The organism is Mycobacterium sp. EPa45, assembly GCF_001021385.1.
In the GTDB taxonomy this organism is placed as follows: domain Bacteria; phylum Actinomycetota; class Actinomycetes; order Mycobacteriales; family Mycobacteriaceae; genus Mycobacterium.
Map to the genome: position 1 here is coordinate 3,399,267 of NZ_CP011773.1, position 16,504 is coordinate 3,415,770.

The window sequence follows — 16,504 nt, forward strand, 5'->3', positions numbered from 1 at the left end:
GTTCAGCGCCGCGCCCGTGACAACCGTGCCAACCGGGTGCGGTCGATCAATACGCAGCCGTGCACCTCGGCGAGTTGCTCGGCGGCCCTGGTGTAGCGGTTGTTGGACACCACCATCGTCGCGGCGCAGTCGTGGACGGCGGCGCCGGCGACCACCTGCTGAACAGCGGACCCGTTGACCACCCGGTTCTGCCGCTTGCACTGCACCGCGGTCCGGGCGCCGTCTTTCGTCGCGATCAGGTCGACGCCGAAATCGCCTGTCACCCTGGTCAGTTCGACGGTATAGCCGATCCCCCGCAATACGGCGGCAACGTAGAGCTCGAACTCGACACCGGTCATGGCATCCACGGCAGCCTGCCCTGTGGCGCGGTAGAGCGCGTCGCGCCTGAGGTTCCGGCGGTGGTCGAGCCAGGCAAGCAGAGCGCGCCACGCACACGCCGCGACCGCCACCGCACTCAGCGCGGCCAACAACCAGGCCGCCTTGTTCAGCATGCCGACGAAGATCAGCAGCGCGGTGGCGGCCACCCACAACCCCAACCACTGCAACGCCGTCGTCACCGCGGCCGAGCTCTCCCGCACGCCGTCACGGTAGCGGCGGCCCCTGACAGCGATTTCGGCGACGAGGCACAGCAGCCAAATCGTGACCCGTTCGCATCGAGTTTGGCGTAATCGCACCCATACAGTGCTCAGATGCTCGCAATTCTCCGCTTCAATTTCGCCTCTCCCGGAGGAGATCCCGGCGTTCAGGGTGAATTGCTTTCCGCTGCAATGGAGTTGGCTCAGTTCGGCGACCGGCACGGCATCGCGGCGATCAGCGTCGACGAGCACCACGTCACCGGCCACGGCTGGAGCTGCAATCCGGTGATGATCGCGGGGATGTTCCTGGCCCGTACCGCCAACATCTTCGCCAGCATCGACTGTGCGCTGGGGCCCCTGTGGAACCCGGTCCGGATGGCCGAGGACATCGCGCTGGTCGATGCCATGAGCCAGGGCCGGCTGCACACCACCGTCGGCCTGGGCTACCGGGAAGAGGAGTACCGGGCCCTCGGGGTGGATTTCGGCCGCCGCGGCGAACTGATGGATCAGCTGCTGGACACCATGTTGGCCGCGTGGACCGGTGACACCGGCATCGTGTCCGGCACCTGGACCAAGCCGCACCCCCCGCTCTACGTAGGTGGCGGCGTCCGGGCCACCGTCCGCCGGGCGGTGCGGTTCGGCCTGCCGCTGAGCCTGCCCGACCACCGCCCCGATCTGGCGGAGTACTACTCGCAGCTGTGCCGGGAGGCCGGCCTGCGGCCGTTCGTCCTGATGCCGCCCGCGGTCAACCGCGGAATGATCTATCTGCACGAGGATCCCGAGCGCGCCTGGGCCGAACTCGGTAGCCACATTTTGTGGGAGGCGGTCACTTATGGAGCGTGGTCGGATGACCCGTCGCGGTCGTCCATGCACCTGCCCGGAGTGCAGACTCTCGAGGAGGTCCGGGCCTCGGGCCGCTATCGGTTCCTCACCCCCGACCAGTTGATCGACGAAGCCCGCGGATGCGCAAACTACGGACCGATCGTGATGCATCCGCTGGTCGGAGGCATGCCGGTGGAGGAGGCATGGAAGTCCGTAACTCTGCTTACAGACGAGGTTCTGCCGGCTCTGCGTTAGCCCTTCCGGTGGCCGACGTTGCCCGTTTTGGTGCTTGCTCGCCAAAGTTGGGTTCTTAACAGAGTTTTAGCCGCTGCTCCCGGTGACCTTAGATTTGCGGCATAACGTTTGCGTCAAGTTGAGGTGGCCGTTGGGTCGCCACACACGCAACAGGACCGAAATGAGGCACCCCATGACGAGCTTCACGTCGCGATACGGAAACCCCGCTGTCGACTACGAGGGCGCCCACATCCGAGCACACTCGCGCCACATGGCAACCGTTGTCGCGGTCAGCGGAAGCATCGATTCCGTCAACGTCGACCGGGTGACCGAATGCGCGAAGCGATTGGTGCTCGCCGAGAAGCCGTTCGTTCTGGACCTGTCGGGGGTGAGCTCGTTTGCTCCGCAGGCCATCCGATTGCTGTGTGACATCGACGACGTCTGCACCGCGGCCGGTGTCGAATGGGCCGTCGTCGGTAGCGAAGCGGTCAACCGCCGCCTGCGCCGCGACAGCGATGTCGTGTTCCCGATCGTGGCGTCGGTCGCCGAGGCCGAGCATGAGTTCGATGACGCGGTTCTGAGCCGTCGCCGGCTGCTGCTCCCCCTGCTGAGCAAGACCGCCTGATCCGAACGCTCACCCGTTGGTGAGCAACTGCCCCAGAGCGCGCATATGGGCGTCGGTCGTGCCACAACATCCGCCGACGACGGGCACGTCGTAGCCGCGTCGTAGGTCGTTCATGGCCGCGGCGAACTCGGCAGGCGGATCGCTCTCGGCATGGTCCAGCGCGATGAGTTCAGCGGGTGTCAGCATGGAGCCGTTGGCCTTCACCTCACGAATTCGGCTGCCAGCTTCGGCGCAGCCGGCCAGCGCACGTGCAGCGACCGTCGGATGGATGCACGACAGCGAGAAGTAGGTTGGTGCCGCTTCGTCATCCACTCGATGGATGGCCTCGGCCAGCGCCGTTCCGTCCAGGACCCGGGTATCGGCGTCGAGCACCCAGGACACGACGAACGGCAAGCCGGTGCGGGCCATCGCCCGGGCTACTCCGATCGCTTCGCCGACGGCGGGCAAGGTGGCCGCGAACAGGAAGTCCACCCCGGCCTCGGCGAGGGCTTCGATCTGCGGCCGGTGGTACTCGGCGGCAGCCGGTGCCGACGGCGCCTCGGCGGGCCGGTAAGCGTCGCCGGCCGGCCCGATCACCCCGGCAATCCACGCCGGCGGACCGGGGTGACCGTCGAGCAACTCCCGGTGAAAGGCGACCGCGGCGCTGTTGAGCCGCTGCACGGCATCGACATCGCCGAGACCGGCGCGGCGGGTGTAGTTGACGCTCGCTCGAAAGGTGGGTGTCCCGATCACCACCGGCACGCCGGTCGAACTCGCGGCATCGAGATAGCTCCGGTAGATCGCCCTCAGGGCGGGCGCACCCTGTGGGTCGCCGACCAATCCGGCGACCTGGATCTCGGGATTCATCGTGATCGACGTCTCGAACATGACGCGCGTCTCGATGCCGCCGTCGGTGAGCACCGGAGTTCCACTCGCGATCGCGTCGCTGAAGCTGGGCATCCGCTGACGTTAACTCAGTCCGGTCCGAGTGGGTCTGAACCCGGGTTACCCTAGTTGACGTGGGTCGACTAACGATCGTGATCGCAATCAGCTCGCTGGCGCTGACCGCCGGCGTCCTCGGCGGGGGTATGGCAGCCGCCGACCCGGCGACCACTCCGGCGCCCACACCGTCACCGACCGGGCCCGCGCCCGGCCCGGTCAACGCTGCGGCCCCGTCGGCGGCACCCGGCGCGACGCCCGCACCGGTACCTGCCGGCGCACCCAAGACCACCATCGACAGCGACGGAACCTACAAGGTCGGCGTCGACATCGTGCCGGGGACCTACGCATCGGCAGGCCCCGTCGAGGGCGGCGCCTGCTACTGGAAGCGGACCGGCGGGCCCGACGGGCAGACCAACGTGGACAACGCACTGACGAAGAAGCCTTCGGTGGTGCAGATCGATCCGGGCGACGTCTCGTTCAAGACCGACGGTTGCCAGCCGTGGACGCTGACCGACGCCCAGCCACCCGCTCCCGCCGGGCCGCTGCTGTCCCAGCTTCAGCTGCGCCATGCTCTGGACACCCTCAACGGAATGGCGGGGGCATCCGGCCAGGGTCAGCTTCCGCCGTACTGATCGTTCAGGTCGCGCCCACTCCCCAGTGCAGCACCCGTGAGGTGAACAGGACCAGGCCGAGCGACACCACGGCCACCACGACCAAACCGATGACCGCCACGACCAGTGGACGCCACCCGGTACGGGCCAGTTCCCGGAAGTTGGTGTTGAGCCCGACGCCGGCGAAGGTCAACAGGAAGGCCCACTTCGAGACGTTGCCGAGGTTCGCGATCTGGCCCTTGCTCAGCAGGTGCGCCGTGGCGAGCGTCGACACTGCCAGGAAGCCCAGCACGAACTTGGGGAACTTCTCCCACACGAACCTCGCCTTGGCCCCGAACCCGGGCGCGAGCTCGTCGGCCTCGCCCTTCGACGCCCAGTACAACGCAAAGCCCAAGACGACGAACCCGATCAGCGCGTTGCGGACCGACTTCACCAGCACGGCCAACTTGCCGGCCTCGTCGGAATACAGGTAGCCGGTCGCGGTGGTCTCGGCGGTGTTGTCGACTGCCAGACCCGCCCACAACCCGAACTCATGGCTGGACAACCCCAGCGCGTGACCGATGACCGGCAGCGTGAACAGGGCGACCGCACCCAGCGCGAGGATCGCTGCGATCGCATAGCTGACATCGGAATTGCGCGCGCGGATCGCGCCCTTCGAGGCCACGATGGCCGACACCCCACAGATGGACGTGCCGATGGCCAACAGCGATCCCAACTTCCCGGACAGTCCGAACGCCTTGGCGGCCAACAGAATGATGGTGCCGGCGATCGTCATGTCGAGCAGGATCTGCACCAGTGAGATGCCGCCCAGTTTGACGATGTCACCCAAGACGAACCGCGCACCGAGCAGAACGATCCCGATCTTCAGCCAGAACTCGTAGGTCTGTACGCCGGGCCGGAAAATCCGGTGCAACCCAACGGTATTGGTGATCAGGAGACCGATCACGATCGCCCACAGAACGTACTCGATATCGGGAACAGTCCAATGTTGGTTCTTGGCAAGCGCATTCCACCAGATTTGGGCGTACTTACCCAGCAGGCCGATGCCGATGAGCAGCAGGACACCGGGGACGTAGTCCAGCAGGTTGCGGCTGGTGAAGATCGGCTGCTCTTCGGAAGTCTGCGCGACGTCAGTTGTGGTCACCGGTCACCACGGAATCTTGGGGAGCACACCTGCGACGGCGAGCACGACGAAGACGCCTGCGACGATGGTCGCCCACCAGTCGACGCCAATGCTGAAACGACTCCGGCTCGCTGCGCTTCTGCCGGGCTCTTTTGATTCGGTCACGGTCACCGATGTTGACGACCTGGCACGGTCCTGACCAGGAATGTGCTCGCGGTGATTCCAGAGGTGATGGCTATTTGGCGGTGGCCGATGACGCCGGCTGCAATGCCGGACAGGCGTCGTGGTCTTGCAGCTCTTCACCGCCGGCACTGCCGGTGGCATCGGCGCGGTCGGCCAAGACGACGAAGCCGGCACGCCCGACCGGGTTGGCGGCGCCCACGACCACCAAGGTGAACTGCCCCATGTCGTCGCGTGCGCCGTCGAGGCCGTCGGCGAGCAGGCGAAAGGGGTTGGCGTCCAGATCGGTGCCGTCGACGCCCATTGCCCAGTAGGTGTGGCCGGTCAGCGGAACCGGCAACGGCGCCCACGCCGCCCCGATGGCACCGGCCGCCGAGCGCAGCGCGTCGTGCACATCGGCGCGCAGGCAGTCGACGTGGATGTGCAGCTGGTTCTGCGTGCGGGCTACGGCGGAGTTGACCGCCAGGCTCATCCAGTCTCGCGGGATCGTTCCGCCGGCCCGCTGTTCGACGAACGACCGGGCCTGCCAGGCCGCGCCGAAGTAGTTGACGGTGTGCGGGTTCAGCAGCTCGGGGCTCTCGATGCCGGCGATGCGGGCGGTCGGGATCAGCAGATACTGCCGGTCGCCGACCATGTCCTTGAAGACCGCGTAGCCGGCACCTTCGCCGCCGCTGAGGTCCACCCGTGCACACGGCGCCGGATCGCGGTGCTGCTGCACATCGACGACGCACTGGTCGTGGACGATATTCCACAAGGCGTCCGGGTCGGCATGGGCGGCCCCGGGGGCCAGTAGCAGTAGCGCCAGTGCCGCCGCCAGCGGCCCGCTGCCGCGCGTATGTCGCACGGCCACACCCTACGACGCGAGGGTAAAGGCCCCAACCGGACCATCACCAGCCGCATATGCGGTTGCAAAGCAGTATAAGACCCGCGGATGCGGTCAGACCGGCTACGCTTCACACGTGCCGATGCTGCGGGTCCGCGAAGCCGCCGAGTTGCTGGGCGTCAGCGATGACACCATCCGGCGCTGGATCGACGACGGTGACCTGCCGACGGGCAGCGACCAGTCCGGTCGGAAGACCGTCGACGGAGCCGCACTGGCCGCCTACTCCCGTCGCAATGCCGCCGCGGCCCCGAAGGACCCGCTGTCGGTCGCCAGCTCCGCCCGCAACCGGTTCGCCGGGCTGGTCACCAAGGTGCTCACCGACACCGTGATGGCCCAGGTGGAGATGCAGTGCGGGCCGTTCACCGTGGTCTCGCTGATGAGTAGCGATGCCGTGCGCGAGCTGAATCTCGAACCGGGAAGCGTCGCGGTCGCCGTCGTCAAAGCAACCACGGTGATCGTCGAAACATCAGGACAATTGTGATCAGGACTCCGTTGCCGGTACTGGCTGTCGCTCTGCTGCTCACCGCGGGCTGCAGTTCCTCGTCCCAACAACCGCCGGCCGGGCAGCAGACAATCATCGTGTTCGCCGCCGCTTCATTGAAGGCCGCCCTCACCGCGCTCGGCGACCAGTTCAGCAAGGACAACCCCGGTGCCTCCGTGGAGTTCTCGTTCGCGGGGTCCTCGGATCTGGTGACCCAGCTGACCCAGGGTGCGCATGCCGACGTCTTCGCCTCCGCCGACACCAAGAACATGGACAAGGCTGCCAAGGCCGGTCTGCTCGCCGGCCCTCCGGTCGACTTCGCTTCCAACACACTGACCATCGCCGTCGCCCCCGGAAATCCGAAGGGCATCAAGACATTCCAAGACCTGAGCAGGCCCGGCCTCAACGTCGTGGTGTGCGCGCCGCAGGTGCCATGCGGAGCGGCCACCCAGACGGTGGAAACCAAGACCGGCGTGAGCCTGAACCCGGTCAGTGAGGAGTCCGCGGTCACCGACGTCCTGAACAAGGTCACCAGTGGTCAGGCCGACGCCGGCCTCGTCTATGTCACCGATACCGCGGGCGCCGGCGCCAAAGTCCTCGCGGTGTCGTTCCCCGAGGCGGCCGGTGCGGTCAACACCTATCCGATCGCGACCCTCGCCCACGCCGGAAATGCAGTCCTGGCAGGCAAGTTCGTCAACCTGGTGACCGGGCCGGCCGGACAGGAGATCCTGACGAAAGCCGGCTTCGGCAAGCCCTGACAGTCTGGCAGGCTCGAAGCTGTGAACCTGCCGCGCGTGGACACCGAGACTCCCCATCTGGCCGACGTGGTGCCGTCGGTGTTGGCCGCGATGGGAGTGGCCGGCTTCGAGCCGCGGATCGACCTGCCTCGACCTGTCGCCGGAGGCTGCGTGCTGCTGATCGACGGCCTGGGCGCCGAGCTGCTCGACACCTACGCCGACGACGCCCCCGTTCTGGCCGGCCTGCGCGGACGCACCCTGCATGTCGGGTTTCCCTCGACGACCGCGGCGGGGCTGGCCGCGGTCGGCACCGGGCTTGCCTCGGGTGGCCACGGCCTGGTCGGGTTGTCCTTCCGGCTCCCCGAGGTCGGCATCATCAACGCATTGCGCTGGCGTCCGCATCCATGGGGCGATGACGCGCGTGAGCTCGCGATCCCCGAGGAAATCCAGCCGCTGTCAACGACTTTCGAGCGCGCCACATCAGCCGGCATGGCGGTCAGCGTGGTGTCGGGAGCCGAGTTCACCGGCTCCGGACTGACCCGTGCGGTGCTGCGCGGCGGCCGCTACGTCGGCGTGATCGGTCTCGGCGATCTGGCCGCCGAAGTCCGCACCACGATCGCCGGTGGTGGCTTCTGTTACGGCTATCACGGTGATCTCGACCTGATGGGTCACCTCTACGGTCCCGGTTCGCCCGCCTGGCGGCTGGAACTGCGTCAGGTGGACCGGCTGGTGGAGTCTGTCGTCGAGAGCCTGCCCGCCGGCGGGCTACTCGCGGTGGTGGCCGATCACGGGATGGTTGCCGTCGACGGCTCGGCCACCGTCGACCTCGACGCCGCCACCGACCTTCTCGAGGATGTGGTGGCGATCGGCGGCGAGGCGCGGGCCCGTCATGTCTACGTCCGCGACGGTGCAGCCGCCGACGTCCTGGCCACGTGGCGCGAGACATTGGCCGACCACGCCTGGGTGGTCTCCCGGGACGAGGCCATCGCCGCCGGCTGGTTCGGCGACGGAGTCGACGACCGGGTCCGGCCCCGCATCGGCGACCTGGTGGCCGCCACCCGCGACCGCGCCGCACTGGTACGCCGGACCGCCGAGCCCATGGAGTCGTCGCTGATCGGCCAGCACGGCTCGCTGACCAGCGCCGAGCAGCAGGTGCCGCTGCTGCTGGCCTACGGCTGAGCGTCTTTCGCGGCCAGTAGTTCGTCGGCTGGAGCATCCCAGCGGTCGAGGTTTACCGCGGCCGAGAGGGGACGTCGCCGCAACGGACCGTGCCTGCCCCGCGGCCAGCCAACCACGACGTGGCCGGCGATCAGCCAACCCGCGGGTACGCCGACCGCCTCGCGAAGCAGATCTGCGCCGCCGTACGACGCCCAACCGGTCGGACACGCGCCCAGCCCCTGAGCCCGGGCGGCCAACAGGAAGTTCTGCATGGCCGGGAAGATCGAGCCGCCGAGGAGCAGCTCCGAAGCGGTCGGATAGTGCTGTTGGGCAAATAGTACCGAGGTGAATTCCCCTGCGCGGTCGTGCAATTCGTAGGTCGCTCGGTTGTTGCGGGCCTGCCTGCCGGTGTCATCGGGCGCCGGCCGGCTCATGCCGTACACCGGCTCGATGACCTCCAGCGCGCGGGCTGCCGCTTCGGCGACGACCGCCCGCTGCTCGGGTGAACGCAACACCACGAACCGCCAGCCCTGCGCATTCGCTCCCGAGGGGGCCCAGGTTGCCGCCTGCAGGCAGCGGGCCAGCGTGGCGTCGTCGACCGGCTCGGAGGTGAACCGCCTGATGGTTCTGGCGGTCGACATCACATCCCAGACATCGCTGCTGATTGCCTTCACGCTCTGACGGTTTATCAGACGTTCGGACCGCCTGGGACAGCGGAGTCGCCAAGCCGGGCCTTGTGCCGGTACATGTCGATGTCGGCCTTGCGGATGAGTTCCTCGGCGTGATCCTCGTGACCCCACGTCCACCCCACCGACGCGGTGAGGTCGAACTCGCTGGAGTCAACGACGTAGCGGCCGGTCAGCGCCGAGCCGACCGCTGCAGACAGCTCGCCCACCTCGGCTTCCCGCGCGGCCCCCGGGACCAGCACCACGAATTCGTCGCCCCCGAGGCGGTAGGCCGAATCCGGTTCGGCGACAGCGCTATTCAATCGGCGGGCAACCTCGGCGAGAACGACGTCGCCGGTGGCGTGCCCGTGCGTATCGTTGACCTGTTTGAATCCGTCGAGGTCGATGAAGATCAGGCCCAACGGGGTGCCCGGCCTCGCGGTCTGGTGCTCGGCGACGCGGCTCACCAGGGCGCGACGGTTGTACAAGCCGGTCAGCTGATCTGTGACGGCCATCCGGGCCAGCTCGGCTTCGGCGTGCCGCCGGGCGGTCACGTCCTGGAACTGTGCGATGACGAGGTCTTCGGCGCCCGGCAACCGTCCGGGCACGAGTACCGCGCTGCGCTGCATCCAGATGACGTTGCCGTCGCGGCGGATGTAGCGACGCTCGGACGAGACCTGGGTGACCGTCCCGGCGAGCAGCGCCGCCATCTCCTGCTCGCCGGCGGCCACGTCGTCGGGATGAACGAATTCGCGATAATCGCGGCCGACGAGTTCGTCTGCGCTGTACCCGATCAGCGCGCACAGAGCCGGGTTGGCGAGCAGCATCTCGCCGGTTGTGGTCACCACTGCCTTGCCGAACGGCGCGTTGGCCATGCTGATCTCGAACAGTCGTCGCCCGTCGTCGAGGGTCCGCTCGGCGTTGGCCTCCTCGGTCAGATCGGTGCCCTGGATGTAGAAACCCTGCACCTCGCCGTCGACGATGTCGGGGATATAGGACAGCAGCGTGCGGCGTCGAATTCCGCCGAGGCCGATCAGCTCACGCTCGAAGAGCTGTGGCCGGCCGGCGAGCGCGCCCATGATGTAGGGCAGGTTCAACGCGTAGACGGTCTCCCCCAGCACCTCGCGGATATGCCGACCGTGAACCTGGTGCGGCGCCATCGCGAAGTAGCTCAGATACGCATCGTTGGCAATCACGTTGCGCAGATTGCGATCCCAATACCCGACAATTCCCGGCAGATGGTTGATCAGCTGCCGGAGTTGCCGTACCTCGTCTTCAGGGTTCGGCTGTTCGGCCGGCGCCACCTTTGCCCCTCGGTGTGCAGCTGCATATTCCGTGTCCTGTTGCGTCAAGACATGTCAGCGCCAAATTTATCAGCGTCACGGCGGGGGCCGGCACTGGCTGGCCGCGCCGGCCGCTAGCGTCTGGGACGTGATCGTTCTGCTTCCGCCGTCGGAGACCAAGCGCGCCGGCGGTGACGGACCCCCACTGCGGCTGGACGATCTCAGCAATCCGGCGCTGGGTCCGCTGCGCCGGATCCTGGTCGACGAACTCGTCGCGCTGGCCGCCGAGCCGGCGGCATGCCGGGCCGCGCTGGGCATCTCGCCGGCGCAGCATGCCGAGATCGAACGCAACGCCGCCCTGCTGAGCTCACCGACTCTGCCGGCCATCACCCGCTACACCGGTGTGCTCTATGACGCGCTGGATGTGGAGTCACTGCGCGGTGCCGCGGCCGCACGGGCGCGCGCCCGCCTGGCGGTTGGCTCCGCCCTCTTCGGCGTGCTCCGAGCCGACGACCCGATTCCGGCCTACCGGCTGTCGGCCTCCTCGAAACTTCCGGGCAGCACGACGCTCGCCGCTCGGTGGCGCCCCGTCCTGGAGCCGGTGCTGGCCGAGATGGCCGCCGCCGAGCTGATCGTCGACCTGCGGTCAGGTTCCTACGCGGCCTTGGGCCGCCTTCCCGACGCGGTGCGCGTCGACGTCCTCGCCGAACACCCCGATGGTCGCCGCACCGTGATCACCCACTTCAACAAGGCACACAGGGCCGGTTCGCCCGGGCGCTTGCGACGACGCGGTCCGAACCCGGTGACGCGGCCGCGGTCGCCGCCGTCGCGCGCCGGGCCGGGATGCGGGTCGAGCGCACCGGCAACGAGCTGACCGTCGTCGTCTCGGCCTGACCGATTTCGACCGTTCGCCAGCGCCGTCGAAATTGTCGCAGCTGCAAAATCTCAGAAAAGCCGGGGTGGCCTGTGCAGAAAGCGTTCGCTAGGCTCGTTATCCGGCACCGATGGCGCGACCGCGAATTCGTTGCTGGCGAATCGTGCAGCAGCGGTGCGATGACGAAGGGGTGGGTTGATGCGACTGTCGTTGTCGGCCCGTTCCGCGAATCAGTACTACACCCTGACCGCGCTGCTTGCAGCCCGCGGCGCGCAGACCTACACGTCCCGGGTGATTGCGGGAAGTGTCTTCACGTTGGGCCTGATCACGCTGTCGACGATCGGGAGCGGGGCGACGCTGCAGTGGCCGATCAGCCGCCCGCTGCTCATCGGCGTGTCCGTCCTGTGCTTCGCGTCCACGTTCATCTGGCTACGCCACCGCTGGCCGACCCGCAACGAGTCGGCGTTGCTGGTCGCCATCGCGGCGGTTGCCATTCCGGTCGGGACCATCGTCCCGGTGATTCCGTTGTACGGGCTGCTGGGCGCATCGTCGTTCGCGTTGATCATCGGCTACACCGCGCTCTTTCATGGCCCGCGGCTGCTGGCGACGGTCCTGACAATCGCCGTCGGGACACTGATCTACCTCGCGGTGCGGATGGCCAGGATCGACCTGCCTTTGGCGTTGGCCGGTGTCGCGCTGATGCTGCTGCTGTATGTGTTCGCCGCCTTCTCCTGCCGGCTGGTGGTTTGGCTGACCGGAGCCGAGGACGGGGCCGACGCCGTCGAACCGCTGACCGGCCTGCTCAACCGCGATGCGTTCTATCTTCAGACCGCCACACTGCTGGCCTCCCGCAACCGCGACGACGACCGCTACCTGGTGATCGCCGTCGTCAACATCGACAGCTTCGCGGCGATGGTCGCCGTCGCCGGGAACCGGGGCGGTAACCGGGCGCGGGTGGCCGCCGGTCAGGCGCTGCGCGAAACCGTCCGCCGGGACGCCATCGTCGGCCACGTCAGCGAGGCCGAATTCCTTGTGGCCGACTGCTTCACGACCCCCGATTCGTCACCGCTGATCGAGCGCATCCGCGGCGCGGTCGCCTCATCGCCGGCCGGCATGACAGCCAGCATCGGGGTGGTGAGCACCCCGCTGCAGCCGTTGGTGGAGCACCCGCCCAACGAGATCCTCGACGAGATCGTCGCGCTGGCGACCACGGCGATGTACGAAGCGCGCCGGGCCGGCGGTAACCAGGCCCGCTACGTGGTGCGCCCGAACCTCAGCATCTCCGACGACGAGGCCGACGGTTACGACACCCCGCTGCTGTGATCCTCAGCGAGCCGCTGGCCGGACGTCGGCGGGCGCGCCCACCGAGTCCGGGTCGACCTCCACGCCGTACGACGTGATCGACGCGATCTGCGGGCCGACGAATCGGCAGATGTGGCAGCTCGAGACGACGGTGACGCCGTCCGGGCGCTGGTACCGGCCCAGTACCTCGACGACCACGGTGTCGGCCTGCTCCACCGTCAAGCATCGGTCCCAGGTGGCGACCGTCGCGGCGAGCCCGCCTGCGGTGTCGCGGCAGGTGGTGCCGACGGCGTCGGCGCCCTCCAGCACCGAGAAGCCGACGATCGTCCACACCACATCGCGGGCCAGATGAGGCAGGGCCTCGTCGAAACGGTGCTGGGCGAAGGCGCGGGCGATCTCAACCCGGTCGGTCGGTTCGCTCACTGCTCAACTCCTATCGACGGCACTGTCTTCGAGGCTAACTCCGGCGGCGGGCCGGAGGTAATGTCTGGCCATGAGTTCCGGCCATGACGACAAGCCCGTGCGCGAACTGCCTCCCGGGATGGCCGGGCAACTGGATCTGCCCTACGCGGGCCTGGCGTCGTTCGGGCATCGCCCGTTTCTGACCGAGCCGGAGCAGTTGGACAGCTGGCGTCCGGATGTGGCGATCGTCGGGGCCCCGTTCGACATCTCGACCACGAACCGCCCGGGTGCCCGATTCGGGCCGCGGGCGATCAGAGCCACCGCGTACGAGCCCGGCACGTACCACATGGATCTCGGGCTGGAGATCTTCGACTGGCTCGAGGTCGTGGACTTCGGTGACGCGTATTGCCCGCACGGGTTGACCGAGGTCTCGCACGCCAACATCCGCGAACGGGTGCACACCATCGCCTCGCGCGGCATCGTGCCGGTCGTCCTCGGCGGTGACCATTCGATCACCTGGCCGGCGGCGACCGCGGTGGCCGACGTGCACGGCTACGGCAATGTCGGGATCGTTCATTTCGATGCCCACGCCGACACCGCCGACATCATCGACGGCAACCTTGCCAGCCACGGAACTCCGATGCGACGTCTGATCGAGTCCGGCGCCGTTCCCGGAACGCATTTCGTTCAGGTCGGTCTGCGCGGGTACTGGCCACCGCAAGACACTTTCGAGTGGATGCAGGAACAGGGCATGACCTGGCATACCATGCAGGAAATCTGGGACGTGGGCTTCAAGGACGTGATGCGCCGGGCCGTCGCCGAAGCCCTCGACAAGGCCGAAAAGCTTTACGTCTCAGTCGATATCGATGTTCTGGATCCGGCGCACGCCCCGGGCACGGGCACACCGGAGCCGGGCGGCATCACCAGCGCCGACCTGCTGCGCATGGTCCGGCAACTCTGTCACGAACACGACGTCGTCGGCGTCGACGTGGTCGAGGTCGCCCCGGCCTATGACCACGCGGAGCTGACCGTCAACGCTGCCCATCGGGTGGTGTTCGAGGCGCTGGCCGGGATGGCGGCGCGCCGCCGTGACGCGGCGAACGCCAAGCCGGGACCACCGTCCCCGCTGGCTCAGTAGTCGGACTCGGCGGCCAGTATCTCGGCGAGGTAGGCGTCCGGCCCCGGTTGGGCGAGACGGCGCCTCGCGAGTTGCCGGACCCGCTCGCGTGCTTGTCTCGACTCCGCCACCTCCGCCCCGACCGTGACCGCGGTCGCCGACCAGTCCTGGTCCCACGCCGCCGACGCGGTCACCGGGGCGTCTGCGTCGTCGAGGAGTGTGATCGTCGCCCGGCCCCACGAGTCCAGCGCGCCGGCTCCGGTGAACTCCCCACAACGCAGGGCGATGGGAATACCGGCCGGCGAGCCCGGGCCGATCGCCGCGGCGTACACCGTCGCGGTCACCCGGTCGCCGTCGGCGGCCACCGCCCAGCTCACGGTGTCCTCGGCGGCGTCGAACACGCCGCCCGGTACCCCGGACCAGGCGATCGACGCGGCGCCACGGGCGATCAGCCCGGCCGGCGCCGGTCCGGCATCGCCTCCCGCGGCCAGCGCATAGTCGTCCTGGTGCGCGGTCGCCTGGTGGTGCTGCGCGTTCTCCACTGCGTCGGACAGCTCGGCCCAGCCTGGGGCGTCGACGCCGGCATCGTCGGCCAGGTGGACGGATCTGCGCACCAGTTCCACCACCCGCGGATCCCCGACCAGCAGGTGCATTGTCAGAGCGGCCGCGTGCGGGGCCAGCAGCGCGGCGATGTCGCCGTCGATGCTGTCCTCCCCCACGAAGTCCTCGGCGTCCGCGGTCAGCAGCGCGATCTCGGCATCCAACAGCGCCGGATCCAGTCCGCTGATGCCGTCGCGTACGCTCGCCGGCCACCAACGGCGCAGCCAGTGCCCCAACGCCAGCCTGCGTAAGCCGTCGAGTGCGCCGACCCGTACCTCGACTCCGGAAAGCTCAACTCCGGCAGTGTGATCCGGCGGGTCCTCGGTGGCGGCCGCCAGGGCATGATGGCCGTCCTCACCGAGCACCTGCCACAGCCAATCGGCCCGGGTGGTGTCGGTCAGCGTGATCTGGGCGCCCGCATCAAGCTCGTCAACGGTCCAGGCCAGCACGGCGCCATCGACCTCGAGCACCGCGACCAGTGGCACCGCCGCCACCGCCGGCCCGAGACGCCACAGCCCGGAGTCGGCAACCATTCTCATTGCGCCACCTGCACTTCCAGCATCGCCTTGATCCGCTGGCGGTGATCGAGGCTCACCGAACGGGCGACGCCCTCCAACAGGGCTCGCAGATCGTCGACGTCATCACAGGGTTCCTGCCACACGTCGCGACCGTGCAGCCGCGCCCACAGCCGGCTCAGGTACGGCCTGGCGAAGCGGGCAAGATCCTCGACGACCTGGCGCTGCCGCGGATGCACCGGCTCGGCACCGGCCAGAACGCGGCGTGCGTGCAGCACGTAAGCTTCCTTGCGCAGCCGGGCCTGAATGATCGACGCCAGCTGATACCCAGCGACGGCACGTTCGTCCAGGGGCGCCAGCTGGCCGGCCACCTCGATGCCCGCCACCAGTGCGGCCTGCTTGTCCTCACCGAGGAAACCCCAAGGGGCGCAAGCCCGGTCGACCTCCTCGGCGCACAACAGCGGGACGTCCGGCAGCTCATCGCGATCCAGTGCCCGGCGCAGGGTCGCGCGGACGCGGTCGACCACGCTGCGGTCCAGCGGCCGGTCGCGCTCCGGTCCGCCGGACAACGACGGCGGCGCCAGCGGCAGCGCCGAGGTGAGGCCGAGGTCGAGGATCGACCAGGGCAGCGCTGACGGCTCGGTGCGCGCCCGAGCGCCGAGGTTGTGCGGCGTCGCGTCGGCGATCAGTGCCGACCACACCCGTTGACGGGCAACGCCGGCGCGATGTCCCTCGGCCGGCCCCAGCACCGTGGTCAGCCCGGCCAGGAATGGTCCACTGATGCTGTCGTCGGCCCGGACGTCGGCCCAGCTGCGGTCCAGTTGGGCCGACAGGCGAGCAACGACCTGCGGGGAGGCCACGTGCTGGTTGAGCACTTCGACAGCTGTGCGGTCGCGGTCGTCGTGGACGGCGCGCAATGCGTCTGCCGCGGCGCGGGTGCCGTGGTCGCCGGGCGCGCCGTCGGTGACCGCGAGCTCGAAACACACCGGGAAGTAGAGATCCTGGGCGTTGCCGGTGGTGATGCGCAGGCGGCGACGCTCCTGCTTCATCAGCTCGAACCACGCTGCGGCCCATCGCAATCGGTCGGCATGATCGAGAATCACATCGGTCATCTCGGCTGCCAGGTCGGCGTCCACGAACGGCGCCGAATACGCGGGATTACTGCGTAGCCGCAGCACGAGCGGGTCGATGATGCGCTTCACCGTCCGACGCAGTGGGCCGCCGTCGTCGCCGCTGAGAACCTCCACACCCGGCCCGATCGTCCGCCACGCACGGTCGATCACGGCCCGCCGCGGTTGCGACGTGCCGACACCCACGACCGTGTCCGAGCCGGCGCTCATCGGGACAGAATAAGGCCAGCGCAAAGTTGGGTTCGGTAGCCGGTGACGGTAGGCAC

General features: G+C 68.3%; 18 protein-coding genes and 1 pseudogene. 9 read left to right on the plus strand and 10 right to left on the minus strand.

Features of this window, described 5'->3' with window-relative positions:
* Window positions 1-2: 2 nt before the first annotated feature.
* The gene (locus tag AB431_RS16255) at window positions 3-578 is read right to left on the minus strand and encodes a restriction endonuclease (RefSeq protein ID WP_235435695.1); all 576 of its coding nucleotides are present in this window, start codon (window positions 576-578) and stop codon (window positions 3-5) included.
* A 111-nt stretch (window positions 579-689) separates the two neighbouring features.
* Here AB431_RS16255 and AB431_RS16260 point away from each other — a divergent pair, with 111 nt between their 5' ends.
* Window positions 690-1,652 carry an LLM class flavin-dependent oxidoreductase gene (locus AB431_RS16260; RefSeq protein ID WP_047330801.1) on the plus strand — a complete coding sequence of 321 codons (963 nt, stop codon included), beginning with the start codon at window positions 690-692 and terminating at the stop codon, window positions 1,650-1,652.
* Between the two features lie 172 nt (window positions 1,653-1,824).
* The gene (locus AB431_RS16265) at window positions 1,825-2,256 is read left to right on the plus strand and encodes an STAS domain-containing protein (RefSeq protein WP_082135699.1); all 432 of its coding nucleotides are present in this window, start codon (window positions 1,825-1,827) and stop codon (window positions 2,254-2,256) included.
* A 9-nt stretch (window positions 2,257-2,265) separates the two neighbouring features.
* On the opposite strand, the gene AB431_RS16270 is transcribed toward AB431_RS16265, so the two are convergent.
* Entirely contained in the window at window positions 2,266-3,195 is a 930-nt protein-coding gene (locus tag AB431_RS16270; RefSeq protein WP_047330803.1) for a homocysteine S-methyltransferase family protein, read from the minus strand.
* A gap of 128 nt (window positions 3,196-3,323) precedes the next feature.
* Between AB431_RS16270 and AB431_RS16275 the strand changes: the two genes are divergently transcribed.
* A complete protein-coding gene (locus AB431_RS16275; protein ID WP_369803070.1) occupies window positions 3,324-3,809 on the plus strand; it encodes a hypothetical protein in 486 nt (161 codons plus the stop codon).
* Window positions 3,810-3,813: 4 nt separating this feature from the next.
* Here the strand turns inward: AB431_RS16275 and AB431_RS16280 are convergent, their stop codons facing one another.
* From AB431_RS16280 to AB431_RS16285, 3 genes are all read right to left on the minus strand, one after another.
* Window positions 3,814-4,932 (minus strand): YeiH family protein, encoded by a 1,119-nt coding sequence (locus AB431_RS16280; protein WP_047330804.1) that lies wholly within the window; start codon window positions 4,930-4,932, stop codon window positions 3,814-3,816.
* Between the two features lie 3 nt (window positions 4,933-4,935).
* Window positions 4,936-5,076 carry a hypothetical protein gene (locus tag AB431_RS30920; RefSeq protein ID WP_162489405.1) on the minus strand — a complete coding sequence of 47 codons (141 nt, stop codon included), beginning with the start codon at window positions 5,074-5,076 and terminating at the stop codon, window positions 4,936-4,938.
* A gap of 70 nt (window positions 5,077-5,146) precedes the next feature.
* Complete coding sequence (locus tag AB431_RS16285) at window positions 5,147-5,935, minus strand: CDP-diacylglycerol diphosphatase (protein ID WP_047333489.1); 789 nt, start codon at window positions 5,933-5,935, stop codon at window positions 5,147-5,149.
* A 115-nt stretch (window positions 5,936-6,050) separates the two neighbouring features.
* Between AB431_RS16285 and AB431_RS16290 the strand changes: the two genes are divergently transcribed.
* Genes AB431_RS16290 through AB431_RS16300 form a run of 3 tightly spaced genes read left to right on the plus strand, consistent with a single transcriptional unit; the run spans window position 6,051 to window position 8,371 of the window.
* Window positions 6,051-6,455 (plus strand): molybdopterin-binding protein, encoded by a 405-nt coding sequence (locus tag AB431_RS16290; RefSeq protein ID WP_047330805.1) that lies wholly within the window; start codon window positions 6,051-6,053, stop codon window positions 6,453-6,455.
* A complete protein-coding gene (gene modA / locus AB431_RS16295) occupies window positions 6,452-7,213 on the plus strand; it encodes a molybdate ABC transporter substrate-binding protein (RefSeq protein ID WP_047330806.1) in 762 nt (253 codons plus the stop codon). Before AB431_RS16290 ends, modA begins: the two co-directional genes overlap by 4 nt.
* Before the next feature lie 21 nt (window positions 7,214-7,234).
* Window positions 7,235-8,371, plus strand: coding sequence for an alkaline phosphatase family protein (locus AB431_RS16300; RefSeq protein WP_047330807.1), 1,137 nt, complete (start codon window positions 7,235-7,237; stop codon window positions 8,369-8,371).
* Here the strand turns inward: AB431_RS16300 and AB431_RS16305 are convergent.
* Window positions 8,362-8,991: a nitroreductase family protein gene (locus tag AB431_RS16305; RefSeq protein WP_047333490.1), complete on the minus strand. Its 630-nt coding sequence runs from the start codon at window positions 8,989-8,991 to the stop codon at window positions 8,362-8,364. The genes AB431_RS16300 and AB431_RS16305 overlap by 10 nt on opposite strands.
* 47 nt (window positions 8,992-9,038) lie before the next feature.
* Complete coding sequence (locus tag AB431_RS16310) at window positions 9,039-10,319, minus strand: diguanylate cyclase (RefSeq protein ID WP_047330808.1); 1,281 nt, start codon at window positions 10,317-10,319, stop codon at window positions 9,039-9,041.
* Window positions 10,320-10,446: 127 nt separating this feature from the next.
* Here AB431_RS16310 and yaaA point away from each other — a divergent pair.
* Together yaaA and AB431_RS16320 are read left to right on the plus strand one after the other, a co-directional pair.
* A pseudogene (gene yaaA / locus AB431_RS16315) lies at window positions 10,447-11,192 on the plus strand (peroxide stress protein YaaA).
* A gap of 178 nt (window positions 11,193-11,370) precedes the next feature.
* The gene (locus tag AB431_RS16320) at window positions 11,371-12,495 is read left to right on the plus strand and encodes a GGDEF domain-containing protein (protein ID WP_047330809.1); all 1,125 of its coding nucleotides are present in this window, start codon (window positions 11,371-11,373) and stop codon (window positions 12,493-12,495) included.
* 3 nt (window positions 12,496-12,498) lie between these two features.
* On the opposite strand, the gene AB431_RS16325 is transcribed toward AB431_RS16320, so the two are convergent.
* A complete protein-coding gene (locus AB431_RS16325; protein ID WP_047330810.1) occupies window positions 12,499-12,897 on the minus strand; it encodes a nuclear transport factor 2 family protein in 399 nt (132 codons plus the stop codon).
* 118 nt (window positions 12,898-13,015) lie between these two features.
* Between AB431_RS16325 and speB the strand changes: the two genes are divergently transcribed.
* Complete coding sequence (speB, locus tag AB431_RS16330; RefSeq protein ID WP_047333491.1) at window positions 13,016-14,014, plus strand: agmatinase; 999 nt, start codon at window positions 13,016-13,018, stop codon at window positions 14,012-14,014.
* Here speB and AB431_RS16335 read toward each other — a convergent pair.
* Window positions 14,008-15,132 carry a hypothetical protein gene (locus tag AB431_RS16335; protein ID WP_047330811.1) on the minus strand — a complete coding sequence of 375 codons (1,125 nt, stop codon included), beginning with the start codon at window positions 15,130-15,132 and terminating at the stop codon, window positions 14,008-14,010. The two genes, speB and AB431_RS16335, sit on opposite strands and share 7 nt — an antisense overlap.
* A complete protein-coding gene (locus tag AB431_RS16340; protein WP_047330812.1) occupies window positions 15,129-16,448 on the minus strand; it encodes a hypothetical protein in 1,320 nt (439 codons plus the stop codon). The genes AB431_RS16335 and AB431_RS16340 overlap by 4 nt, the downstream gene beginning before the upstream one ends.
* Between the last annotated feature and the right edge of the window lie 56 nt (window positions 16,449-16,504).

What these genes read in the sequence shown, in the direction of transcription:
- AB431_RS16260 (WP_047330801.1), top strand. Translation starts at nt 690, where the DNA reads ATGCTCGCAATTCTCCGCTTCAATTTCGCCTCTCCCGGAGGAGATCCC.
- AB431_RS16265 (WP_082135699.1), top strand. Translation starts at nt 1,825, where the DNA reads ATGACGAGCTTCACGTCGCGATACGGAAACCCCGCTGTCGACTACGAG.
- AB431_RS16270 (WP_047330803.1), bottom strand. Translation starts at nt 3,195, where the DNA reads ATGCCCAGCTTCAGCGACGCGATCGCGAGTGGAACTCCGGTGCTCACC.
- AB431_RS16275 (WP_369803070.1), top strand. Translation starts at nt 3,324, where the DNA reads ATGGCAGCCGCCGACCCGGCGACCACTCCGGCGCCCACACCGTCACCG.
- AB431_RS16305 (WP_047333490.1), bottom strand. Translation starts at nt 8,991, where the DNA reads ATGTCGACCGCCAGAACCATCAGGCGGTTCACCTCCGAGCCGGTCGAC.
- AB431_RS16320 (WP_047330809.1), top strand. Translation starts at nt 11,371, where the DNA reads ATGCGACTGTCGTTGTCGGCCCGTTCCGCGAATCAGTACTACACCCTG.
- speB (WP_047333491.1), top strand. Translation starts at nt 13,016, where the DNA reads ATGGCCGGGCAACTGGATCTGCCCTACGCGGGCCTGGCGTCGTTCGGG.
- AB431_RS16335 (WP_047330811.1), bottom strand. Translation starts at nt 15,132, where the DNA reads ATGAGAATGGTTGCCGACTCCGGGCTGTGGCGTCTCGGGCCGGCGGTG.
- AB431_RS16340 (WP_047330812.1), bottom strand. Translation starts at nt 16,448, where the DNA reads ATGAGCGCCGGCTCGGACACGGTCGTGGGTGTCGGCACGTCGCAACCG.